This is a genomic window from Prevotella sp. Sow4_E9_plate (genome assembly GCF_052116205.1).
Lineage (GTDB): Bacteria > Bacteroidota > Bacteroidia > Bacteroidales > Bacteroidaceae > Prevotella.
The window spans coordinates 1-22,924 of sequence record NZ_JBQKLN010000030.1; the positions used below are offsets into that span (position 1 = coordinate 1).

Annotated in this window: 21 protein-coding genes; 14 read left to right on the plus strand and 7 right to left on the minus strand. The window is 48.2% G+C overall.

Annotated features, from left to right (window positions below):
- Positions 1–497 precede the first annotated feature (497 nt).
- The 3 genes from recG (at position 498) to ACTQ53_RS11525 (ending at position 4,190) form a co-directional block, all read left to right on the plus strand.
- Complete coding sequence (recG, locus tag ACTQ53_RS11515) at positions 498–2,594, plus strand: ATP-dependent DNA helicase RecG (protein ID WP_294969239.1); 2,097 nt, start codon at positions 498–500, stop codon at positions 2,592–2,594.
- Positions 2,595–2,684: 90 nt separating this feature from the next.
- Entirely contained in the window at positions 2,685–3,017 is a 333-nt protein-coding gene (locus ACTQ53_RS11520) for a hypothetical protein (RefSeq protein WP_217760499.1), read from the plus strand.
- 225 nt (positions 3,018–3,242) lie between these two features.
- Positions 3,243–4,190 (plus strand): peptidoglycan DD-metalloendopeptidase family protein, encoded by a 948-nt coding sequence (locus ACTQ53_RS11525; protein ID WP_441933094.1) that lies wholly within the window; start codon positions 3,243–3,245, stop codon positions 4,188–4,190.
- A 156-nt stretch (positions 4,191–4,346) separates the two neighbouring features.
- On the opposite strand, the gene rseP is transcribed toward ACTQ53_RS11525, so the two are convergent.
- From rseP to tsaB, 6 genes are all read right to left on the minus strand, one after another.
- Complete coding sequence (rseP, locus tag ACTQ53_RS11530) at positions 4,347–5,729, minus strand: RIP metalloprotease RseP (protein ID WP_295347030.1); 1,383 nt, start codon at positions 5,727–5,729, stop codon at positions 4,347–4,349.
- 109 nt (positions 5,730–5,838) lie between these two features.
- Positions 5,839–6,999: a 1-deoxy-D-xylulose-5-phosphate reductoisomerase gene (locus ACTQ53_RS11535; RefSeq protein WP_441933110.1), complete on the minus strand. Its 1,161-nt coding sequence runs from the start codon at positions 6,997–6,999 to the stop codon at positions 5,839–5,841.
- 11 nt (positions 7,000–7,010) lie between these two features.
- On the minus strand, positions 7,011–7,532 hold the full coding sequence (gene rimM / locus ACTQ53_RS11540; RefSeq protein ID WP_294699896.1) for a ribosome maturation factor RimM: 522 nt from the start codon (positions 7,530–7,532) through the stop codon (positions 7,011–7,013).
- A gap of 28 nt (positions 7,533–7,560) precedes the next feature.
- Positions 7,561–8,871 carry a UDP-N-acetylglucosamine 1-carboxyvinyltransferase gene (murA, locus tag ACTQ53_RS11545; protein ID WP_295347029.1) on the minus strand — a complete coding sequence of 437 codons (1,311 nt, stop codon included), beginning with the start codon at positions 8,869–8,871 and terminating at the stop codon, positions 7,561–7,563.
- Between the two features lie 25 nt (positions 8,872–8,896).
- Entirely contained in the window at positions 8,897–9,496 is a 600-nt protein-coding gene (locus ACTQ53_RS11550; protein ID WP_294969230.1) for a DUF4290 domain-containing protein, read from the minus strand.
- A gap of 56 nt (positions 9,497–9,552) precedes the next feature.
- Entirely contained in the window at positions 9,553–10,245 is a 693-nt protein-coding gene (gene tsaB / locus ACTQ53_RS11555; protein WP_153125618.1) for a tRNA (adenosine(37)-N6)-threonylcarbamoyltransferase complex dimerization subunit type 1 TsaB, read from the minus strand.
- A gap of 91 nt (positions 10,246–10,336) precedes the next feature.
- On the opposite strand from tsaB, the gene ACTQ53_RS11560 reads away from it, so the two are divergent.
- From ACTQ53_RS11560 to ACTQ53_RS11610, 11 genes are all read left to right on the plus strand, one after another.
- Positions 10,337–11,215, plus strand: a complete 879-nt coding sequence (locus ACTQ53_RS11560; RefSeq protein ID WP_217760504.1) for a YicC/YloC family endoribonuclease — start codon at positions 10,337–10,339, stop codon at positions 11,213–11,215.
- Between the two features lie 129 nt (positions 11,216–11,344).
- Complete coding sequence (gene gmk / locus ACTQ53_RS11565; RefSeq protein WP_441933095.1) at positions 11,345–11,920, plus strand: guanylate kinase; 576 nt, start codon at positions 11,345–11,347, stop codon at positions 11,918–11,920.
- 153 nt (positions 11,921–12,073) lie between these two features.
- The gene (gene nadD / locus ACTQ53_RS11570) at positions 12,074–12,661 is read left to right on the plus strand and encodes a nicotinate (nicotinamide) nucleotide adenylyltransferase (RefSeq protein ID WP_441933096.1); all 588 of its coding nucleotides are present in this window, start codon (positions 12,074–12,076) and stop codon (positions 12,659–12,661) included.
- 100 nt (positions 12,662–12,761) lie between these two features.
- Entirely contained in the window at positions 12,762–14,672 is a 1,911-nt protein-coding gene (locus ACTQ53_RS11575) for a sulfatase-like hydrolase/transferase (RefSeq protein ID WP_441933097.1), read from the plus strand.
- Positions 14,669–15,814, plus strand: a complete 1,146-nt coding sequence (locus ACTQ53_RS11580) for an acyltransferase family protein (protein WP_294969216.1) — start codon at positions 14,669–14,671, stop codon at positions 15,812–15,814. The genes ACTQ53_RS11575 and ACTQ53_RS11580 overlap by 4 nt, the downstream gene beginning before the upstream one ends.
- 138 nt (positions 15,815–15,952) lie before the next feature.
- The gene (locus ACTQ53_RS11585; protein WP_294969213.1) at positions 15,953–16,957 is read left to right on the plus strand and encodes an acyltransferase family protein; all 1,005 of its coding nucleotides are present in this window, start codon (positions 15,953–15,955) and stop codon (positions 16,955–16,957) included.
- A 45-nt stretch (positions 16,958–17,002) separates the two neighbouring features.
- Positions 17,003–17,875: a decaprenyl-phosphate phosphoribosyltransferase gene (locus tag ACTQ53_RS11590; protein ID WP_441933111.1), complete on the plus strand. Its 873-nt coding sequence runs from the start codon at positions 17,003–17,005 to the stop codon at positions 17,873–17,875.
- 25 nt (positions 17,876–17,900) lie between these two features.
- On the plus strand, positions 17,901–18,542 hold the full coding sequence (locus tag ACTQ53_RS11595) for an HAD family hydrolase (protein ID WP_217760508.1): 642 nt from the start codon (positions 17,901–17,903) through the stop codon (positions 18,540–18,542).
- 102 nt (positions 18,543–18,644) lie between these two features.
- Positions 18,645–19,655, plus strand: coding sequence for an acyltransferase family protein (locus ACTQ53_RS11600; RefSeq protein ID WP_441933098.1), 1,011 nt, complete (start codon positions 18,645–18,647; stop codon positions 19,653–19,655).
- Positions 19,656–19,675: 20 nt separating this feature from the next.
- Positions 19,676–20,116, plus strand: a complete 441-nt coding sequence (locus tag ACTQ53_RS11605; protein ID WP_153125635.1) for a GtrA family protein — start codon at positions 19,676–19,678, stop codon at positions 20,114–20,116.
- 30 nt (positions 20,117–20,146) lie between these two features.
- Positions 20,147–21,634: a DUF6080 domain-containing protein gene (locus tag ACTQ53_RS11610; RefSeq protein ID WP_441933099.1), complete on the plus strand. Its 1,488-nt coding sequence runs from the start codon at positions 20,147–20,149 to the stop codon at positions 21,632–21,634.
- A gap of 87 nt (positions 21,635–21,721) precedes the next feature.
- Here ACTQ53_RS11610 and ACTQ53_RS11615 read toward each other — a convergent pair whose 3' ends face one another.
- On the minus strand, positions 21,722–22,747 hold the full coding sequence (locus ACTQ53_RS11615) for a hemolysin activation protein (RefSeq protein WP_441933100.1): 1,026 nt from the start codon (positions 22,745–22,747) through the stop codon (positions 21,722–21,724).
- Positions 22,748–22,924 lie beyond the last annotated feature (177 nt).

The window sequence follows — 22,924 nt, forward strand, 5'->3', positions numbered from 1 at the left end:
TAATTGATGGTGTAAAGATACGAAAAATATTCCAGATAACAGCATAAAGCAGAGATTATTTTCGTGAAATATAAACATTTTAAACAGTCCTTACTTTTTAAAGTGGGCTCATGACTTATTTTTATTAACAATATTCCCCGTAAATATTAAATCCATTTAACAGAACTCTGCAGGGCCGTTTCTTGCCTAACAATGATATTGCCGACAAGGACTCCTTCATGGACTTCTTGAACGAAATTATATAAAGCAGAAAGGAGGTTATTATGAGAACTGCTAATGAAATAGTTTCCAAACTAAAGGAGCATCAGTCTTTTTTGCATAGTTTTTAAGCAGCAAGACATACGTCTTAACTCCTTAACTCCTTTAACTTCCTGATATGCGAAAGCTCAGTTGTTTATAAGGTAAAGACGCAGAAATCCTTGTTTTGTAACGCAATTATAAAAAAAATAAGTAAAACTTTTGGCAGTCTTGGCATAAAATAGTAATTTTGCAACAATATGAGTAGTATTTTAGACCAAGACATCATGTACCTGCCAGGCGTAGGTCCCAAGAAGAAAGAGATACTGAGCAAGGAGCTCGGAATCAACTCTTACGGTGACCTGCTGGAATACTATCCATATAAGTATGTAGACCGCTCCAAGGTCTACCATATCAGCGAACTCACCTCTGAGATGCCTTACGTACAGATAAAAGGAAGGATTCTGAGCTACGAAGAAATAGATACCGGCAAGAGGAACAAGATGCTGGTGGCTCATTTCTCCGACGGCTTCGGCGTGGTAGACCTCACCTGGTTCCGTGGTGCACAATACATCATGAAAACCTATAAGGTGGGCACGGAATACCTCGTCTTCGGAAAGCCTACCGTCTTCAACGGCAGATTCCAGTTTACTCATCCCGACATGGACGATGCCACCCATCTTCAGATATCAGAGATGGGCATGCAGCCCTACTATTCGCTTACCGAAAACCTCAGGAAGCGCGGCTACAGCTCACGTTCCATCGAGAAGATGAGCAAACAGCTGGTCACCATCCTTCCTCCTCTTCCCGAAACACTGCCAAGCCATATCGTAGAGCGCCTGCATCTGGTTTCGCGAGATGCTGCCATCCGCATGATTCACTATCCGCATTCCCATCAGGAGATGCAGAAGGCTCAGGTGCGCCTCAAATTCGAGGAACTCTTCTATGTGCAGCTTAATATATTAAGGTATGCCAGCGACCAGCGACGCAAATACCGGGGCTATGTCTTCAACCGCATCGCCGACATCTTCAACGGCTTCTATGCCGACCATCTGCCCTTCGAACTGACGGGAGCGCAGAAACGGGTGATGCACGAAATCAGGGCCGACATGTGCAGCGGCAGACAGATGAACCGCCTCCTGCAGGGCGATGTAGGCTCGGGCAAGACGCTCGTGGCACTCATGACCATGCTCATCGCCCTGGACAACGGTTATCAGGCATGCATGATGGCACCTACAGAAATCCTTGCCGAGCAGCATCTCCAGACCATCCACTCTTTCCTGAAGGGCATGGACATCCGGGTAGAACTGCTGACGGGCATCGTGAAAGGAAAGAAAAGAGAAAAGATTCTTGCCGACCTCGCCACCGGCGATATCCAGATTCTGGTCGGCACCCATGCCGTACTGGAAGACCCCGTGGTGTTCCAGCGCCTGGGCATTGCCGTCATCGACGAGCAGCACCGCTTTGGTGTGGCACAGAGAGCGAAACTGTGGAGCAAGAGCGAGAATCCACCGCATATCCTCGTGATGACTGCCACCCCTATCCCGCGCACCCTCGCCATGACCATTTATGGCGACCTGGACGTGAGCGTCATCGACGAACTGCCACCGGGCAGAAAACCGATACAGACCCTGCATAAGTTTGATACCCAGCTCACCAGCCTCTACCAGAGCATCCGCCATCAGATTAATCTCGGCAGACAGGTATATATCGTCTTCCCGCTCATCAAGGAGAGCGAGAAGAGCGATCTGAAGAACCTGGAAGAAGGCTACGAGACGCTGAAACAGGCGTTTCCGGAATTCAAGCTGAGCAAGATTCATGGCAAGATGAAATCAGCCGAGAAGGAAGAGGAGATGGAGCTTTTCGTGAAGGGCGAGACGCAGATTCTCGTTGCCACCACCGTCATAGAGGTGGGCGTGAACGTGCCGAATGCCTCGGTGATGGTGATACTGGATGCCCAGCGCTTCGGTCTCTCCCAGCTGCATCAGCTGCGAGGCCGTGTGGGAAGAGGCTGCGACCAGAGTTACTGCATCCTCGTCACCAACTTCAAGCTTTCTGAGGAGACACGCAAGCGCATCGACATCATGTGTGATACCAACGACGGTTTCCGCATCGCCGAAGCCGATTTGAAGCTCCGTGGTCCCGGCGACCTGGAAGGTACGCAGCAGAGCGGCATGGCTTTCGACCTGAAGATAGCGAATATTGCCAGAGACGGCCAGCTGGTTCAGCTGGCACGCAATGAAGCCCAGGAAATCATCGACAACGACCCGCAATGCAATGCCCCTCAGAACGCCCTGCTCTGGAACCGCCTCAAGGAATTGAAGAAAACCCATATCAACTGGGCAGCCATCAGCTAAAGCGGCAATAAAAAAGGCGGTTTCAGCAATCACCCCCCGTTCCTGGCGATTCTATCGCCAGGCAAAAAACATTAAAAAACAAAAGCAATTATGGATAGAAGAAGAAAACCAGCCATCAGAGAACCTCGTCCGGAACTCACCATGGACGAGATGCGTGCTATCTTATCGGAATTGAAAGAAATAGAAAGCGTAACGGGCATCAGATACATTAAATTACATGTAACCGCCAAAATGATTATCGGCATCCGGGAATCATCGGGCAAGGAATTCACCATCAACCTGGATGACCTGTTCCGAGCCTATCAGGAATGCCTCAGATTTACCAGTCCGGAGGTAAAAAAGTATATTTTCATGGGACATTCCCCTGCCGTGGCATTGCTCAGAATCCTGCAAAAGCATGAAAACGAGCAGATTGACAATTAATTGCACCGAACCTTCATAACAAACGTTAAAAACTAGATTATCACGTTAAATATCGGGGAGTTGGCGTTAACAACCATTGTTTTTCGAGATTTTTTTGTTATATTTGCAACGTCTATATAACAAAATCGCAGATTAGGGTACTTGCCCTAGTGGTTTTTGCAGAATTTGGATTATGGATTCTGCGCTTATTGACATGGACCTAAAAAAGAAAATAGAAAAAGTAGTATGAGTTTTAAAAAAAGAATGAAAAAAATTTCGGTCGTTGCCTTGTTGGCGTTAACAGCTTTTCCCGTTTGCGGACAGGATCTGTTAGCAAGACAAGCTCCAGTAGACCACAGAATGAAAGCGCTTGACACGCTTGCTGTCTCGCACTATCGACTAGTGGAAGATAGAGAAAATCCTGCAGCTGAACTGTACGAGGACTTCTCTAACAAGTATGCCCATAAGGCAACAAAATTGCCAGAGCACTTCCGTATCGACCTTCGTCATTTCTGCATGCCAACTCCTAGTCGCGTTGTCACAAGTAACTTCGGTTACCGTGCTAGCTTTGGCCGCCAACATAAAGGTATGGACATCAAGGTTTATATTGGCGACTCAATCCGCTCAGCCTTTTCAGGCAGAGTTCGCATCGTAAGATATGAAGGTGGTGGTTACGGTCAGTACATCGTTATTCGTCACAACAACGGCTTGGAGACCATCTACGGCCACCTCTCAAAGCAGCTCGTTACTGAGGGCGAAGAAGTAAGAGCAGGAGATGTAATCGGCTTGGGTGGTAACACCGGTCGAAGCACAGGTTCTCACCTCCATTTCGAAACCCGTCTCTGTGGCGTGGCTTTGAACCCGGCACTCTTCTTCGATTTCCGCAATCAGGATGTCACTGGCGACTTCTACAATTTCAATCGCGATACCTACGAGAGCGAATATGCAGAGGCTAACGCTGCACGCGGCAAGATTGGAAACGGTGGATATACCAAGGAGCAGGTGAACGGTGGAGAGGTTGGAAGATATACCGCCAGTCCATCAGGAGAAAAGCTCTATCACAAGGTTAAGTATGGTGAAACGCTCATGAGCATCGCTGAGAAACGTGGTGTAAGCGTAGAGCAGATTTGCCGACTCAACGGTTACAAGAAGGATAAGAAGCTGACACCGGGACAGATTATCCGCTACTCATAATTAGGAAACTACAAGACACGAAATACGATAAATAGCAAACAAAATTTAAAATTAACAAAAACCGATTCATATAAAATACCAACAAAAAGGTCGCTACCGTCATGGCAGCGACCTTTATCTTTTCTATATTTTATCCACCTTTATTATATAAGGCATTTACATCAGGTGGAAGAATCTCAACACATCATTCAGGTTGGCTACAACGAGCAGGAGGAGGAGAATAGCAAAACCGACATACTCGGCACGCTCCATGAACTTATCGCCCGGCTTGCGGCCTGTAATAATTTCGTAAAGGAGGAAGAACACATGTCCGCCATCCAATGCCGGAATAGGAAGAATGTTCATGAACGCCAGAATAATGCTCAGGAAAGCGGTCATCATCCAGAAGGCGTGCCAATCCCACATAGAAGGGAACAAGCTGCCCAAGGCTCCGAAACCACCCAGACTCTTGGCACCTTCCTTGGTGAAGACATACTTCATATCGCCTACATAGCCCGACAATACATTCCAACCATACTTGATACCCGCAGGGAAACTCTGGAAGAAGCCGTAGCTGATATGGGTAACCTTGTAATCCAGGAGAACAGGATGATTATAGAAGCCAAACTTCACACCGTTCTCGGTAGACTGCAGCATGACATTGTTCTTCAATGTATCGCCAGACGCCTTGAGATAGGTTACCTGAGCTGTCAATGCCTTCACGCTGTCCTGATGAGAAGAGGTAGAGGCGAGAACATCATTGATGCGTCCCAGCTCCAACTGGAATTCATTGAAAGAATCCACCTTCTTGCCATTCAGAGCGAGAATCTTATCACCCTTTGCCAAACCCAGTTTGCTGGCAGGAGAATCCTTCATCACACTGTCAATCTGCAATGGCAGATAAACCTCTACGAAGCGAGGACTCTCCTTGATCATGCTGAGCATGTCGAGGTCGCCTGGCAGATTGAGACTCATCGGCTTGCCGCCACGGATGATATCTACACGAGTGGCTGTAGAAAGATCGCGATACATGTCGCCATCAAAGGTCTTGAAAGCTCCGAATTCAGTACCCACGAGAATATCATGGTCCTGGAAACCCAATGCCTTTGCCTCGGTATTGAACTTCATTCCCTGAGTCATGTCCTTGGTTGCTACATAGTCTTCGCCCCAATGGAAAAGAATCATGGAATAGATGAAGAGAGCCAGTACGAAATTGACCAGCACACCGCCAATCATAATCAGCAGGCGCTGCCATGCCGGCTTGCTGCGGAATTCGAAAGGCTGCTCAGGCTGTTTCATCTGTTCAGTATCGAAACTCTCGTCTATCATACCCGAAATCTTACAATATCCTCCGAGAGGCAACCATCCCAAACCGTAAGTGGTATCCGAATTCTTTGGCTTGAACTCGAAGAGATGGAACCAAGGGTCGAAGAACAGATAGAACTTCTCTACTCTTACACCGAAGAGCTTGGAGAAGAAGAAGTGTCCGCCCTCGTGGAGCAACACCAAGATGGAAAGCGACAGCATCAGCTGCAACGCTTTGATCAAAAATACTTCCATTTATTTACTTTGAACTTTGAACTTGGAACTTTGAACTTTATGATGAGTCCTATATCCTGCGTTCATTTTAATTATTAATTATTAATTATTAATTCTACATTATTAATTATTACTTGAGCATCAGCTCCGTTGCTATGCGGCGAGCCTCAGCATCCGTCTGCAGATAGACATCGAGATCTGGATTGCTGTCGAAGGTGGCCTTAGCCATCGTCTCCTCGATGATGTCTGCCATCTGGAGGAAGCCACATTCGCCTTTGCGGAAACCGGCATTCACAATCTCATTGGCTGCATTCACGATGCACGACATATTGCCACCCTTCCTGATAGCATCAAAGGCAAGCTGCAGGCACTTGAACTTCTTATAGTCAGGCTTGAAGAACTGCAAATCCTGCGTCTTGAAGAGGTCGAGACGCTCCCCATCGAGATGCAGACGCTGAGGGAACGAGAAGGCATACTGGATAGGCAGACGCATATCAGGCACGCCCAACTGAGCCTTCACGGCTCCATCGACAAACTGAACAGCACTATGAACAACACTCTGAGGATGGATGAGAACCTCTATCTTGTCGGCAGGAACGCCAAAAAGCCATTTCGCCTCTGTCACCTCGAAACCCTTGTTCATGAGCGAAGCCGAATCGATGGTAATCTTGGCTCCCATATCCCAGGTAGGATGCTTGAGGGCATCGGCTGCAGTAACCTTCTCCAACTGCTCGTGGGTATAATTACGGAACGGACCGCCCGAACAGGTCAGGAGAATCTTCTCTACCTCGTTGTCGCCCTCGCCCACCAGACTCTGGAAGATGGCGCTGTGTTCACTGTCTACCGGAAGGATAGGCACATGATATTCCTGGGCAAGATTACAAATCAACTCACCTGCCACCACGAGGGTTTCCTTGTTGGCAAGACAAATTTTCTTACGAGCCTTGATGGCATGGATAGTCGGCTCCAAGCCAGAAAAACCAACCATGGAAGCCAGCACCATATCGATAGGCTCTGCCTGTACGATGTCGCAAAGCGCCTGGGCACCTGCATAAACCTTGATATCTGGCTCATCGCTCAGCATATCCTGCAATTCCTCGTAGTGGTTCTCGTTGGCTATCACTACGGCAGCAGGGTGGAACTTATGTGCCTGCTCGGCAAGTTCCTTCACCCGGTTGTTGGCGGTAAGGCAATATACCTCGTAAAGGTCGCTATGCTGCTCGATGACATCGAGTGCCTGCGTGCCGATACTGCCGGTAGAACCGAGAATACATATCTGTTGTTTCTTCATCATTATATCATTTATAAGTCAAGCAATCCTTCCGGAATCGCCATTCTGATTTCCTTCTTTTCAGCATTCACCTCTTCGATGAGGTCGTTGCTGGCAGGGATGAGAATGTCATCACCTTCAGGAGTCGTCACTTCGAAAAGGAGGTTGAGGGTGGAATCATCAACACGATCCAGAGTACCTACCAACTTTCCACTTACGGCATCTACCAGCTGAAAACCGATGATTTCTGCCCAGGTCATGTTCTCACCATCGCTATCTGAAAGGTGGCGTGGAAAGAAGACCTCGCGACCGGTATAGTTGCGAGCCTGCTCCTGGGTATCGATATCCTCAAATTTCACGAGTACATTCTCATCATTCTTGAAACGATACTCCTCTAAATAGAAAGGTACGAGGATGCCGTCGATGTCGAGCACCAGATACTCGGCATCCACACGGTCGAAAACATCATCGGTAATGGCAAAGGTTATCTCGCCCTTCACCCCATGAGGCTTTCCCAACTTACCTATCTTATATACTTCGTCACGTCTAATCATATTACTTGGAACTTTGAATTTTGAACACCTAGTCGCAGACACGGGTAATCTTGGCACCCAGCGCATTGAGGCGATGCTCGATATCCTCGTAACCACGGTCTATCTGAGCGATATTCTCGATACGGCTGGTACCGTTGGCACTCATGGCAGCAATCAGCAGGGCGATACCGGCACGGATATCCGGACTCGTCATCCTGCCAGCACGCAACTTGATTTTATGGTCATGACCTACCACCACGGCACGATGAGGATCGCAGAGGATAATCTGTGCACCCATATCTATCAGCTTATCTACGAAGAAGAGACGACTCTCGAACATCTTCTGATGGAAAAGCACACTGCCACGAGCCTGAGTAGCCACCACGAGGAGCACCGAAAGAAGGTCTGGCGTAAGTCCAGGCCATGGAGCATCGGCAAGCGTCATGATGGTACCGTCGATAAACGAATCTATCACATAATGCTTCTGCTCCGGAATGACAAGGTCATCGCCCTCTACCTTGATCTTCACACCGAGACGGCGGAAAGAATCAGGAATGATACCGAGATCCTTGACCGAAACGTCCTTGATGCGGATACCGGCACCACACATGACAGCCATTCCGATAAACGAACCCACCTCGATCATATCGGGCAGGATGCGATGGCTGGCACCATGCAGCTTCTTGACGCCCACGATGGTAATCAGATTGCTGGCAATGCCACTGATCTGTGCTCCCATCGCATTGAGCAGATGGCAGAGCTGTTGGATATAAGGTTCGCAAGCCGCATTGTAAATGGTGGTGGTTCCCTCAGCAAGGACGGAAGCCATGATGATATTGGCTGTACCCGTCACGGAAGCCTCATCAAGCAACATATAGCAGCCCTTGAGCTTCTTTGCCTGAATCTGATACACATTGCGCTCCTCGTCATGGACGAAGGTTGCACCCAGATACTTGAAACCCAGAAAATGGGTATCGAGACGGCGACGACCAATCTTATCGCCACCCGGCTTGGCAATGGTAGCCTTGCCGCATCTTCCGAGCAGCGGACCAAACATGAGCACACTGCCACGAAGGGAAGAACATTTCTTCACAAACTCCAGACTTTCGAGATAGTCCAGATTCAGTTCGTCACTCTGGAAGGTATAGTCGTGACGGTTATGCTGAGTAACCTTCACACCTATTTCCTTGAGCAACTTGATGAGGTTGTTCACATCCAATATGTCCGGCACATTATTAATGCGCACAGGCTCATCGGTAAGGATGGTGGTACAGATTACCTCCAGCGCCTCGTTCTTGGCGCCCTGGGGATAGATGGTACCCTGGAGCGGATGTCCGCCCTCTATAATGAAAGACTCCATAGAATTCTATTTAATAATGTGTTACTTATTTTCTCTTTTTACCGTTATTATTATTGTAAGGCACATCACGGATAGGAGCAAACTTAAAGGTGCCCAGATCCAGCTGTATCTTACCATGAGTATAGCGGGCAAGGTCAGAAGCCACCTTCTCCTCATCAGCCGAGCCATGACTCCACTGCATCAGGTCGCGACGCATCTGATTGGCTGTCAATTCTACAAGCGCATCACGCTCTGCTCCCGGCTCCATATGCTCGAGTTGTTCAAACACACCGAACATCATGGCTCCGTAATGGCGCACAGGAATGCGCTTCATCGGATAGTCCATTGGCTCTGGCTTCTTGGCAATCAGAGCAGCATGAGCTATATCGTAAGGATAGTCGATATCCAGCTGGAATCCGCTCATGATGGCAAGATGATCCCAGAACTTACGGTCTTTCTCTGCCTGCGTCATTCCCTCTGGGAACATACGTTTCATGATACTGATGATGGACTCAGCGCAACGCTGGCGCTCATTGCGGTCGGTGAGCGTCAGACAGTGATCCACCATCTTCTGGATTTCGCGGCCATATTCTGGCAGCACGAGTTTCTCCCGCTGTGTATTGTAATCTAATCCTTGTATATTCATATTCTTCTTCATCTAATTATTTTAATATAGTCAATGCGCTCATGGATGAGAGCCGCTTAAATTAATTTCTTCGGCATCTTGGCTACGAAGTCCTTGAGATAGAAAGGCACGAAATAGGCAACATCCTCAAACTTGCCTTCTACAAATCGCTTCTCAGCAAGCGGAGCCATGTTCTTTGCCAATGGTTCAATGCCCTCTACGAGGTGAGCGTTAGGATGATTGATGGTCTCCATACACTTGGCAGCACCATTGCCGAAGAAATACACATGATGCTGATCAAGGTATTCCTTGTAAGTATCAGCATCCACAATATCAGCCTGGATAGGGCGAACCACCTTCAAGGCGCGGTCGAGCACTTCGGCATATACCTCCATGCGACGGGCGTCGAGCATAGGTACGATGAGGGCGTCTTCATCTTCAGGATGTTCGCCTAGCAATACAGGCACAGCCATCAGTTCAAGGGTTGGAACTGCTATCAACTTCACGCCACGGCCATAGCAGATGCCCTTCGCCATACTCACGCCGATACGCAATCCGGTATAGGAGCCTGGACCACAACTTACAGCCACAGCCTCTAATGGAAGACCATGAGAATCGAGAAAATCCAAAGCCTCATCAACATACACACCCAACTTAACTGCATGGTTAGGACCTGAGTGATCTTCCTTGTTGAAAATCACCTGTCCACTATCACTAATTGCCACTGAGCACACGTCCGTACTCGTCTCAATATTCAAAATACACGACATAATTTAAAAATATATTCTTAAATAAGTTGCAAATATACGCATTTTCTCGCTTTTTTTTGTACTTTTGCAGAAATTTAACGCGAAAGATTATATGATACAGTCAATGACAGGCTTCGGAAAAGCTACCGCGGCCTACAAAACAAAGAAGATTAATGTAGAGATAAAGTCATTAAACAGCAAAACGCTTGACCTCTCTACACGTATAGCTCCGCTCTACAGAGAGAAGGAGATGGAAATTCGTCAGTACATCGCTAAGTCATTGGAAAGAGGAAAGATAGACTTCTCTATCTGGATAGAGAAGGATGCTGCCACCGATGCTACACCTATCAACGGTGCGCTTGTACAGAATTATTACCAGCAGATCAAGAAAATATCGGAAGAAACCGGTATTCCTGAGCCAACTGACTGGTACAACTGTCTGTTGCGTCTTCCTGATGTAACAACGAAGACAGAAGTCGAAGAATTGACAGAAGAGGAATGGGAGGTTGCCAAAAATGCAATTTGCGAGGCTGTGACCCATCTTCAGGACTTCCGCAAGCAGGAAGGAGCCGCTCTTCAGAAGAAATTTACCGAGAAAGTGGATAACATCCAGGCTCTCCTGGCTAGCATCGAACCATACGAGAAGGCTCGCGTGGAGAAGATCAGACAGAACATCGTTACCGGCTTGCAGCAGATTCCGAATGTGGATTATGACAAGAACCGACTGGAGCAGGAGCTTATCTACTATATCGAGAAGCTCGACATCAGCGAGGAGAAGCAGCGTCTTGCCAACCACCTGAAGTATTTCCGTGAGACCATGAACGAGGAAGGTCATGGCGTAGGAAAGAAACTCGGTTTCATCGCACAGGAAATGGGACGCGAAATCAACACCACCGGCTCCAAGAGCAACCAGGCAGAAATGCAGAACATCGTGGTGAAGATGAAGGACGAGCTGGAGCAGATCAAGGAACAGGTGCTGAATGCTCTCTAAAGAGAAAAGCTCTCCCCAAAAAGAGCCCCCCAAAAAGAGCCCCCCAAAAAGAGCCCCCCAAAAAGAGCCCCCGTTCCAGGCGATTCCATCGCCTGGCAAAAGAATGGCATATAAAAAGAAAAAGGAACAATGAAGAACGGATTATTAATTTTCAGTGCCCCATCGGGCAGTGGTAAGAGCACCATCGTCAACTGGTTGATGAAAGAACACCCAGAGTTGAAGTTGGCTTTCTCCATCAGTTGTACCTCTCGTGCTCCTCGTGGCACAGAGCAGAATGGTGTTGAATATTTCTTCCTCTCTCCTGAGGAGTTTAAGGCTAAGATAGAAGCTGATGAATTCCTGGAATACGAGGAGGTTTACCAGGACAGATTCTATGGCACCTTGAAGTCGCAGGTGGAAAACCAGCTTGCCAAGGGCGAGTCGGTAATCTTCGACGTTGACGTTAAAGGCGGTGTGAACATCAAGAATTTCTATGGCGACCGTGCCCTGAGCATCTTCGTACAGCCACCTTCGGTTGAGGAATTGCGCCGCCGCCTGGTGGGTCGTAATACTGATGCCCCAGAGGTTATCGAACAGCGCCTTGCCAAAGCCAGCTATGAGCTGACCTTCGCTCCTCAGTTCGACAACGTCGTTGTCAACGATGACCTGGAGAAGGCTCAGCAAGAGGTTTATCAGCTCGTAAAAGCCTTTTTAGACGCAGAATAGCTAAAGCATAAGCAAAGAATAGCTAAAGCATAAGCAAAAAATAGCTAAAGCGAAGCCAGCTATCAGAAAGCAAAGCCCCCGTTCCAGGCGATTCCGTCGCCTGTCCAAAAGGCAAATACAGCTCGCTTTGCTAATCATAAAGTTCAAAGTTCTATGTTCAAAGTTCAAAGTAAGAAAGTAGGAATCTTTGGCGGTAGCTTCAACCCCATCCATACCGGCCATATCGCATTGGCGAAAAGCCTGTGCGAGAAGGCGGGGCTGGACGAGGTGTGGTTTATGGTATCGCCTATGAACCCCTTTAAAAAGACGGCAACCGACTTGCTCGATGACCATCTGCGACTGGAAATGGTAGAGAAGGCACTGGAGAAGGAGCCTCAGCTCAAGACATGCGACTACGAGTTTCGCCTGCCCAAGCCATCCTATACCTGGCACACGCTTCAAGCCATCAGCCAGGAATTCACAGACATCGAGTTTACGCTGCTGATAGGTGGGGACAACTGGGCTGCCTTCGACAAGTGGTATCATCACGAAGATATCCTTGCCCACTACCCCATCGTTGTCTATCCCCGTCAGGGAAGCAGCGTGGGCGAAGTGCCTGAAGGCGTAACAATAGTAGCAACTCCATTGCTCAACATCAGCAGTACCGAGATACGGCAGCGCATCAAAGAAGGAAAGAGTATCAAGGGAATGGTACCGGAGAGCATCGAAGAACTGGTAAAAAGAAACTATAACGCCCGATAAAAAAATAACATCCGGGTGTTTGGAAACTTCTGCCTTTTAAAAGCATATAACGTTTGCTTCAAAAAACTGTTTACAACATTTTAAACAACAATAGAAAGATATGAGTTGGAAAGAAATCATCAAGAAGTGTCTTAGTGTGGCATCTGCTCCTATTCGCAGAAATGCCAACTTCTTCGTGTTCATGTACTTACTGGGCACGATCAGTTCACTGGTGACCATACCGAAATATGGCTCATTGTACGACAATCTGTTTCTGGAACTCTTTGTCGACCTCTACCTCCTGTGTGCCATTCTTGCTATCTTCCCCAAGAAGGTACGCTTCTGTCTACGTATCGTGCTATACATTATATTATATAGCACCGCAGCCGCAGACACCTATTGCTTCGTGAATTTCGGTTCCACACTCAATCCTTCCATGCTGATGCTGGTGGGTGAAACCAACAGTGCAGAGGCGAGCAACTTCCTCTCAGCACTCATCTCTGCCGAAGTTCTCTTCAGCAGCGTAGGCTGGATCCTGCTCCTGGCTCTGATTCAGATACTCATCGCCATCTTCCGCAAGCCACTCATCAAGCTCTATGTCTTCCTCATCACCATACTCGAATTGGCTTCGCTCAAGAAACGGTTGATGGCCATTCCTCGTATGACCGCAGCCATGCCGGCAAGTTTCGGAATCCTCTGTATCGCTGTTTTCATCACTGGCTTGTGCACTTCATGGCACAACAAGACGGCTTTCCACAAGCTGATGTCGGGCAAAACCATCGGAGAGGTGGAGCACACCCTGACAGAGAAAGACCATGCCGTGCTCTATCTGCCTATCTACCGACTCGACTTCAGTATCTATGCCAACCAGCTGGCAGCGCATCAGATAACCCAGCTTATCCGTGCCGCACATACCGTAAAGGTGGACAGCTGCAGCTATCGCTCACCTAATATCGTGCTCATCATCGGCGAAAGCTACGGCAGACATCACTCGCAGCAATACGGCTATTTCATGGAGACGACTCCTAGACAGACAGCCCTGGAAAAGAGCCGGAAACTCACCAAATTCACCGATGTAGTAACCTGCTGGAACCTGACCAGCTTCGTATTCAAGAACATGCTCTCCACCCATGTGATAGGCGAGAAAGGAGAATGGTGCGACTATCCGCTCTTCCCGGAAGTGTTCAGAAAGGCTGGCTACAACGTTACCTTCATCACAAACGAATTCCTGCCGCAGGCTAAAGAAGCCGTCTATGACTTCAGCGGTGGCTTCTTCCTGAACAATCCGGAACTGAGCAAGCTGCAGTTTGACCATCGCAATACCCAGTTGCACGATCTTGACGACGGATTGCTGAAAGACTATGACGACAGTCTGAAGACATTCCAAAAGGAGCACAACCTCACCATCTTCCACCTGATGGGACAGCACGTGAACTACAAGCTGCGCTACCGCAAGGAACAAGCCAAGTTCTGGGCAAGCAGCTACGAGGAAAAGCGACCAGAGCTGACCACGGCACAGCGCAAGATGCTGAGCCATTACGACAATGCTACCCTCTACAACGACTCTATCGTGGCGCAGATCGTGAAACGATTCCAGAAGGAGGATGCCGTTGTCATCTATGTACCAGACCATGGCGAGGAATGCTATGAGGAGGACCGCGGCTTTATCTGCCGTAACCATTCAGCCAACATCGACTGGCCGCTGGCCCACTACGAATTCGAAATTCCTTTCTGGATATACTGTTCACCGAAGTATATCAGGAACCACCGCGACATCTACCGTCAGATACGCAAGGCAAAGGACAAGCGATTCATGACCGATGCCCTGCCTCACCTATTATTATATCTGGCTGGCATCGAGACGCCTACCTACAAGGAGGAATATAATATCCTGAGTCCGAAATACAACGAGATGCGACCACGTATCCTCAAGAATTCAGCCGACTACGACCAGCTGCGCGACGAGCATCTGGAAAAGGTAGAAAAGGAAAAAAGGAAAAAGGAAAAAAGCAAGAAAGGAGATAAGAAATGAAACAGTCGATATTAACAAGAGAAGCCTGCAATGCACTGAGAGGACTTGCCATCATCGGCATCTTCCTGCACAATTACTGTCATTGGCTAGGTCCTATCGTCAAGGAGAACGAATATCAGTATATCCAGCACAACGTAGACTGGCTGGCTCAGGTTATCGTCAATCCCGACTTTAACCTGCCTATCCACCTGCTCTCGTTCTTCGGTCATTACGGAGTGCCGGTATTCCTCTTCCTGAGTGCCTACGGACTGGTGATGAAATATGAGGCAAAACCCCACCTCTCAGCAGAACAGGAAGCACAGATATATCATATCTCTGGTGAGAAATCGGCTTGGCGCATCAACTGGCGCGAGCCGCTGCGCTTCGTGCGCTATCATTATCTGAAACTCTTCAAGATGATGATAACCGGTTTTGCAGCATTCACCATGCTCGACCTCATCACGCCGGGCTCTCATCACTATGCAGCGCTCGACATTGTGGCAATGCTGGGCATGTTCAACAATGTATTGCCAAACCCAGACAACATCATCTGGCCGGGACCATACTGGTTCTTCGGACTGATGCTGCAGCTCTACATCGTATACCGCCTCTTCATCTATCGCCGTCACTGGGGATGGACGGTGGCGCTGATGGCAATCTGCATCGGCATTCAGCTAGCCTTGGGATTCGACAATCCGGAGAGTGAAGCGATGAACCGCTACCGCTACAACTTCATGGGAGGCATGCTGCCATTCGGACTCGGCATCCTCTATGCACGTTATGGCGAGAAGATATTGATGACCTTCCATTCTCCAGTTACCAATTTCTTTGGCATCATCTTCAGCATCTCGCTCATCTACAGTCTGAGCGGAAGCATGCTGGGCTGGACCTTCGTTCCCTTCTTCATCTGTCTGCTGAGCGTACTGCTTGCTGAACTCCTGCAGGACATCAACTGGCTGAAGGGCACTTACAAGGTATTGGCATGGATGGGCAGCATCTCAGGTGCCCTCTTCGTCATTCATCCGGTAGCCCGCAAAATCTTCATCCCTATCAGTCGCCGTGGCGACATCTATGCCGGTCTGCTGCTCTACATCATAGCCAGCGTTTGTCTGGCATGGCTGTTTACCCAACTGATGAAGAAGATTCCAAATCCAAAGTATTGAGAGTGAAGAACGAAGAGTGAAGAGTGAAGAATTCAATAGCTATTGAAACTCACCCTTCGTTTTTCACCTCCATAACAAAAAACAAACAAGAAGACAAGAGAATTCTTCACTCTTCGTTCTTCACTCTTCACTTAGCTTATGAAGATAAAAGATATAGAACTGGCGAATATCAGCAGATTTCGCGGAGAATTGATGGGAGCGGCGATGCTCTTCATCATCCTGTTCCATGTAGCACTACCTAGAGAGGATGCCTTTTTCGGGCTTCGCAGAATGGGTAATGTGGGAGTAGATATGTTCTTATTCCTCAGCGGAATAGGACTGTGGTTCTCGTGGACGAAGAATCCTTCTGCCAAGCATTTCTTCATCCGCCGCTATCTGCGCATCTACCCAACCTGGCTCATCATCGCCTGCCTCTTCTATATCCCAGGGTTCCAGGGAGGCAGTGCATGGAACTGGATCAATCTCTTTGGCGAGATAACCATCAACTGGGGGTTCTGGCTGCATGATGAACTCAACTTCTGGTACATCCCAGCCACGATGATGCTCTATCTCTTTGCCCCTGCCTATATGGAACTCATCAAGCGCCACCCTATTTACCGGTGGTTGCCGGTGGTGATGATCATGTGGTGCATCCTGGTACAATATGTCACCCCAATACATCAGGCTGTGGGACATCTGGAGATATTCTGGAGCCGCGTGCCTATCTTCTTCATCGGCATCAATATGGGTGAGATGGTAAGACAGAAGCAGACACTCGACGGAGCCTCGATATGGATGATATGGCTGATGTTCCTGATGACGCTGCTGGCGAGTATCTTCCTGGAGCAGGAGAAACATGGCATGTTCCCGCTCTTCCTGGAGCGAATGCTCTATATCCCGCTCACCATCACGAGTATCCTGCTGCTCAACCGCATCTTCCGCCGTACGCCCCACTGGTTCAACCGCGGTTTCATGCTGGTAGGAGCACTGAGCCTGGAATGTTATCTCATCCACATCCACTTCGTACTCAAATATATAGAACCTTATCATCTGGGCTATTGGCCAACCTTCCTTGCCTGCATAGCAATCACCCTGCCTGCAGCATGGATATTGAGCAAGATAGCAGGATGGATTTCTAATGAATTAGCTAAGATTATCAAGTAAAAAGGAGTTTTTATGAACGAGAATAAAATGAAAGACAGCAAAGGAATGGCTGCCTTAATGCGACTGATTCGCCCAAAACAATGGATCAAGAACGGATTCATCTTCGTACCGCTGTTCTTTGGCGGTGCCCTGTTCCAAATCGATGCTTTGCTGGCTGGACTGATTACCTTCTTCGCCTACAGCTTTGCTGCATCGAGCATCTACTGCTTCAACGACATCTTTGATGTAGAGGCCGACCGCCGTCACCCCGTGAAGTGCCACCGCCCGATTGCATCAGGAGCGGTAAGCATCAGGCAGGCATACGGTCTGATGTTTCTCATGCTGGCACTCTCCATGGGTACATGCTGTCTGCTGGAATCATGGGAAATCATGGGCATCATCGCCTTCTATTGGCTCTTAAACCTCTGCTACTGCGCCAAGCTCAAGCAGTATGCCATCATCGATGTCTGTATCGTAGCCTTCGGTTTCGTACTCCGCCTGCTGGCAGGTGGTGTGGCTACCCATATCATGCTGAGTAAGTGGATTGTGCTGATGACCTTCCTCATCACCCTCTTCATGAGTTTTGCCAAGCGCCGCGACGATGTATTGCGCATGGAAAAGACGGGCGAGGCTCCCCGCAAGAACACCAGCCGCTATAACCTCACCTTCATCAACCAGGCAATTACCATTACCGCCTCGGTTACCCTGGTATGCTACATCATGTATACGGTGAGTCCTGAGGTTATCGAGAATTTCCATACTGATTATCTCTATCTTACCAGTGTATTCGTATTGGTGGGTTTGCTGAGATACATCCAGATAGCAGTGGTAGACCAGAAAAGCGGCGACCCTACGAAGATTATCCTGCGCGACAGGATTACCCAGTTTATCGTCCTTGCCTGGCTGCTCTCCTTCCTCATCCTTATCTATATCGTATAAGATTAATCCAAAAGAAGAACAAGAAATGAAGAAGAAAATATACTGTTTCGATTTCGACGGAACACTGACAACAAGCGATACCTTGCTGGAATTCATCAAGTATGCCAAGGGAACCAGCCGTTTCCTGATGGTTTTTCTGATGTACAGTCCGCTCCTGGTGCTGATGAAACTGCATCTCTTTCCCAACTGGAAGGCGAAGCAACTCATCTTTGCTCACCTCTTTGCCGGCATGCGCATCGAGAAGTTTGATGCGCTCTGCTGTGGCTTCGCTGAAGAAAGCCAGCATCTGCTTCGTCCTAAGGGCATCACCCTGGTACATGAAGCATTGGCGGCTGGGGCAAAGGTCTTCATCGTAAGTGCCAGCATCGACAACTGGGTGCGCCCCTTCTTTGAGATTCGGAATCTGAAAGGCGTTCTGGTGCTTGGTACACAGATAGAAGTTGTGGAAGGCAAACTGACGGGCCGCTTCAAGAGCAACAACTGTTATGGAGCAGAAAAAGTATGCCGAATCACGGAAGCCCTTTCTGCATCACAAACAGCAGATACCGGCGACAAGACATTTCTCGACCGTTCTCTCTATGAGATAGAAGCCTTCGGCGACAGCCGTGGCGATAAGGAGATGCTTGCCTTCGCAGACCAGGGGCACTACAAGCCTTTCAGAGAATAAACCATCCAGTGAATAAACCTTTCAGAGAATAATCACTCCCGGAAGAAGTCTTCCTGAAAGATAAGTCACAGATATAGAAACATATAAATCAGAAGGAACCAGATGAAAAGAAATACCGATCTCGATTTCATTCGAGCCATCCTCATTATCCTCATGATATTGATTCATATCGTGAGTTTCGGCAACGCATATCCCCAGCTCAAGGCAGGCATCCTGTCATTCATGATGCCTACCTTCCTCATCATCACGGGCTATCTCGTGAACATCGAGAAGACCGGCAGGCAGATGGGAAACTATCTGAAATGCCTCGCCCTGCCTTATGTCATCATGGTGACAGGATTCTCAGTCCTCTCCTATTATATGCCGGTGAGAGATGGCATCACAGAGCTCTCCCTCTCCCAGATAGGCGAGAAAATCTTCATCACTTCCATCGGTCCCTATTGGTTTATCCAGACCATGATTATCTGCGGAACGCTCTATTATTTCTGCTTCCGTGGAAGGAATTGGAATGATTTACGCAAGAATTATACGAAAAGAGATACCTATGCCAGCCTTTTCGTCTTCGCACTTACGCTGCTCCTGATATCAGAAACTCCAGCCCTATCGGCAAGTGCAGCAGCCTATTATTTCATCGGCGTGGTCATCCGACAGAGCAAGACGGAGTGGAACAAGCTGTTCCGCCACGAGTCCTTCGCCATCATCCTGTGGATTTATCTGCTCAACCACGATGATTGGTACGACTGGGGCAACCTGGCCATCGTTTTCTCCTGCTGGTGCTGCATCAGCACCCTGCTGTTCCTGCAACACCTGCTCGATGCTCCCGAACGCTTCAAGGATTTCAGTCCAATGATAGAAAAAGCGGCAAAGGTGACCAACAGAATCAAGAACACCTTATTATATATAGGTCGCAACACGCTGCCTATCTACCTCTTCCACCCCATCTTTACGATGGCTGCGAAGTTCTACCATCCCCTCTTTGCCTGGGATCCGAGCGAGATTTCGTTTGCTCTCTTCACCGTGATACTCGCCATCCTGGGAAGTATCGCCATTGCCAGAATCATGGAAAAGACCAAACTGGCTTACCTCTTCGGAAAGGGAAAGATATTAAGATAATTCAATAAAAGAATAGAACCATGAATATCAAGAAAAAAATAAACGATATGGATGATGCCAAGCGGGAAAAGCTGGGCGAAGTAGTGCGCTTTGGCATTGTGGGCGGACTAGCCACCATACTGCAATACGTCATCTACCTTGCCATGATGCCAGCCCTGGCTCATTTCATTCCGCAGATAGGCGACCATACCCTGGCAACTACCGCCAATACCATCGCCTACCTGGTGAGTTTCATCTTCAACTTCATCGCCAGCACGCGCTATACCTTCAAGGTGAAAGCGAATGCCAAGCGGGGAGCAGGATTCACCTTGTCGCACATCGTTAACTATTCGATGCAGACCCTCTGCCTGAATGTCTTCGTAGGGCTGGGACTCGCCAAACAATGGGCAATGATTCCTACGCTCTGCATCTGCATCCCAGTCAACTTCCTCCTGGTGAGGTTCTTTCTCAAAAAGAAATAGAAATAAAAGATTTATCATAGCAAAACCAATATGAGAAAAGTTTTCGATATATTCAAGATTAGAAAAGAAGAAAGATGGCTGGCACTCGACATTTTCCTGATGCTTGCCGTCCTCAACAGCTTCGTTATTGCCCGATACGCTGGGGCTTTCACACAGATAACCGATGATTACTACAAGAATTTCATCCGCCACTTCTGCGTATCAGGCTTCGACCCGCTGACTTACTGGGTATTGAGCGACTGGAGTGCGGCATATAATGTATACCGCCATCCATTGCTGGCAGCCTATATGTACGTTCCCTATCTGCTGAATATGGGACTGATGAAGCTGACAGGCTACAACTGTGCCCTCTTCATCGCCATCGCCATTCAGATATTCTGCGGCTTCTATGCCATGATATTCCTCTATCGTATCTTCCGTGAAGTCGTAGAATTGGGACAGAAAGTTTCCCGGATGCTCACCCTGCTCTTCTTTTCCTTCGGATTCGTCATGGTCACCACCATCGTTCCCGACCACTTTGTCATCTCGATGATGCTGCTGATTCTGGCACTTTATATCTCCGGCAAGAGAATGAAGAGTCATCATCAGTTCAAGATTTGGCAGAGCATCCTCTACTTCCTGCTCACCGCAGGAACCTCGCTCAACAACGGTTTGAAGATTTTCCTCTCTTCCTTCTTCGTTAACGGCAAGGCGTTCTTCCGGCCTAAGCACCTTCTGCTGGCAGTCGTCTTACCGGCAGGACTGCTCTGGGGATTCTGTCAATGGGAATACCGCACACTGGTATGGCCTCAGGAAATGGCGAAGAAAGAGGCGAAAGCCAAGAAGATGGCGGCAAGAAAGGAAAAACAGCAACGTGCAGCCAAACTGAAGCAGCTGAAGGATTCGCTCGTTCAGGATTCCATCCAGCGAGGACTCAAGATTATCACGCCTGAGGAAATCGCACAGAAAGCCAAGAACGACAGCATACAGAAGGCAAAACAGCTGGCAAAGGAAGAGGCTAAGAAGAAAAAAGGACCAAAGCAGGGAGCACCGATGAAGAAGGTGGGATTTCTGAGCTGGACCGATGTCACTACCTCCAGAAGCCAGGCGCTCATCGAAAACTTCTTCGGTGAAAGCATCCAGTTGCACGAAGATTATCTGCTGGAAGATGAATTGAGAAACAACTGTGCCCGTCCGATGTTTGTACCTTATCGCCATTGGTGGAACTATGCAGCAGAAGCCATCCTGCTATTGCTGTTTGCCGGAGGTATCTGGGCAGGCAGAAAGCACAGGGTCCTGTGGCTTGCCCTGTCCTATTTTGCACTCGACCTGTTTCTGCACATCGGATTGGGATTCGGACTGAACGAAGTATATATCATGACGGCACATTGGATCTATGTCTTGCCAATAGCCATGGCATATCTCTGCAAGTCAGCCCAAGGCAGATTCCGCAAGGGCATCATCACCACCATCGGCATCCTGACCGTCTATCTCATTCTATACAACGGATCATTGATATTCAGATATTTCTGTCTGTAAACAAGAAACGCCCTGTAAAGGCAAAAGCGTTAAAACTAAACGTTAATGATGCTTTTGCTCTTACAGGGCGTTTTTTTATACTTTCATTTAAACATGCTTTTCCGTTCCCATCCATTTTCCCAACCGTTTCCGGATGGCTTTCAGGATGATGGAGAAATTGCCGTATCGCAGATTGAGGAAGAGTTCTTCCATCGAACGGCCTATCTTAATCCACGGATGGCCCCAGCAATTAATTTTGTAGAGACGTTCCTTATACTCAACATCTTCCAGGATATAACGGGGATGCTTGAGCGGGAACTCCAATTCATGGCGCTTCATCATGAAAATCCTGCGATAAGCCTTCGGCGTGGTCTTCATGCTACCCGAAAAATGGGTAGACTCATCAGACAAGCCAAGATTATTAATCAGATTCTTTGCCGGCATAATCGCCATACCCGAACTCAGCAGCATGGCAGACCAGAACAGACTTTCGAAATACTGCTTGCCTGAGGCGCGATGGTCCTGCATCATCCGGATAAGATCAGAACGCAGCTTCCTGCTCTTGGCAAACGACTTCAGTTCCCGCATGGTATAAGCATCATCCAGGAAAGCATACTGCTCATCGCGCTTATCGAAAACACGACGCCACGAAGCCCACCCCCAGATGGCAAATACCGAAGTAAAGAAATAACTGTTGGGACAATAAGCGGTAATCTCGTCCTCATTGAATCCTGCAATCATGGAGATACGCTCATCGTGCTCATAGCGGTCGAGCATTTCCTTGCAGAAAGGAAAAAACGACTGAGACGGTACACAGTCATCTTCCAGGACGATGCACTTGTCAACCATCGAGAAAGCCCATTTCTGCGAGAGATGTCCCGAAGGGTCACATCCCTGGTTCTTGGTCTGATAAGAACGATGCACCTCACATTCCCAGTCGATATTCTCATCCGACGCAATCTGGCGGCACGCCTCAATACCCGGCACATCCCGCTCTCCCCTAGCTCCATCCTGATAGAGGAACAGCTTGGCAGGACGAGCCTTCCTTACCTCGTCGAAAACTTTCTGGAAATGATCCGGGCGATTGAAGAACAGCATCAATACAGCCACATCTATCTTAGCAGGTTGTTTCATATATATTACTTGTTTACAAAATTAGCCAACTCTAGAAACTATATTCTCTGCAAAGATAACGCAAAAAGGAGACAATGCCAAATAAAACTGCCCCAAAAACAAGCCAAGATGCAATATTTCCCATTTTTTCTTCCTACAATCAATTTTTTACACTAACTTTGCAGGCAAATAAGAAAA

Bases quoted from the DNA above. Each gene is read 5' to 3' on its own strand.
- murA (WP_295347029.1), bottom strand. From the start codon at position 8,871: ATGGAGTCTTTCATTATAGAGGGCGGACATCCGCTCCAGGGTACCATC.
- tsaB (WP_153125618.1), bottom strand. From the start codon at position 10,245: ATGTCGTGTATTTTGAATATTGAGACGAGTACGGACGTGTGCTCAGTG.
- ACTQ53_RS11605 (WP_153125635.1), top strand. From the start codon at position 19,676: ATGAATATCAAGAAAAAAATAAACGATATGGATGATGCCAAGCGGGAA.
- ACTQ53_RS11525 (WP_441933094.1), top strand. From the start codon at position 3,243: ATGAGTTTTAAAAAAAGAATGAAAAAAATTTCGGTCGTTGCCTTGTTG.
- ACTQ53_RS11600 (WP_441933098.1), top strand. From the start codon at position 18,645: ATGAAAAGAAATACCGATCTCGATTTCATTCGAGCCATCCTCATTATC.
- nadD (WP_441933096.1), top strand. From the start codon at position 12,074: ATGTTCAAAGTTCAAAGTAAGAAAGTAGGAATCTTTGGCGGTAGCTTC.
- ACTQ53_RS11560 (WP_217760504.1), top strand. From the start codon at position 10,337: ATGATACAGTCAATGACAGGCTTCGGAAAAGCTACCGCGGCCTACAAA.
- ACTQ53_RS11610 (WP_441933099.1), top strand. From the start codon at position 20,147: ATGAGAAAAGTTTTCGATATATTCAAGATTAGAAAAGAAGAAAGATGG.
- ACTQ53_RS11595 (WP_217760508.1), top strand. From the start codon at position 17,901: ATGAAGAAGAAAATATACTGTTTCGATTTCGACGGAACACTGACAACA.
- ACTQ53_RS11535 (WP_441933110.1), bottom strand. From the start codon at position 6,999: ATGAAGAAACAACAGATATGTATTCTCGGTTCTACCGGCAGTATCGGC.
- ACTQ53_RS11585 (WP_294969213.1), top strand. From the start codon at position 15,953: ATGAAGATAAAAGATATAGAACTGGCGAATATCAGCAGATTTCGCGGA.
- rimM (WP_294699896.1), bottom strand. From the start codon at position 7,532: ATGATTAGACGTGACGAAGTATATAAGATAGGTAAGTTGGGAAAGCCT.
- ACTQ53_RS11520 (WP_217760499.1), top strand. From the start codon at position 2,685: ATGGATAGAAGAAGAAAACCAGCCATCAGAGAACCTCGTCCGGAACTC.
- ACTQ53_RS11575 (WP_441933097.1), top strand. From the start codon at position 12,762: ATGAGTTGGAAAGAAATCATCAAGAAGTGTCTTAGTGTGGCATCTGCT.
- gmk (WP_441933095.1), top strand. From the start codon at position 11,345: ATGAAGAACGGATTATTAATTTTCAGTGCCCCATCGGGCAGTGGTAAG.
- ACTQ53_RS11590 (WP_441933111.1), top strand. From the start codon at position 17,003: ATGGCTGCCTTAATGCGACTGATTCGCCCAAAACAATGGATCAAGAAC.
- ACTQ53_RS11615 (WP_441933100.1), bottom strand. From the start codon at position 22,747: ATGAAACAACCTGCTAAGATAGATGTGGCTGTATTGATGCTGTTCTTC.
- recG (WP_294969239.1), top strand. From the start codon at position 498: ATGAGTAGTATTTTAGACCAAGACATCATGTACCTGCCAGGCGTAGGT.
- ACTQ53_RS11580 (WP_294969216.1), top strand. From the start codon at position 14,669: ATGAAACAGTCGATATTAACAAGAGAAGCCTGCAATGCACTGAGAGGA.
- rseP (WP_295347030.1), bottom strand. From the start codon at position 5,729: ATGGAAGTATTTTTGATCAAAGCGTTGCAGCTGATGCTGTCGCTTTCC.
- ACTQ53_RS11550 (WP_294969230.1), bottom strand. From the start codon at position 9,496: ATGAATATACAAGGATTAGATTACAATACACAGCGGGAGAAACTCGTG.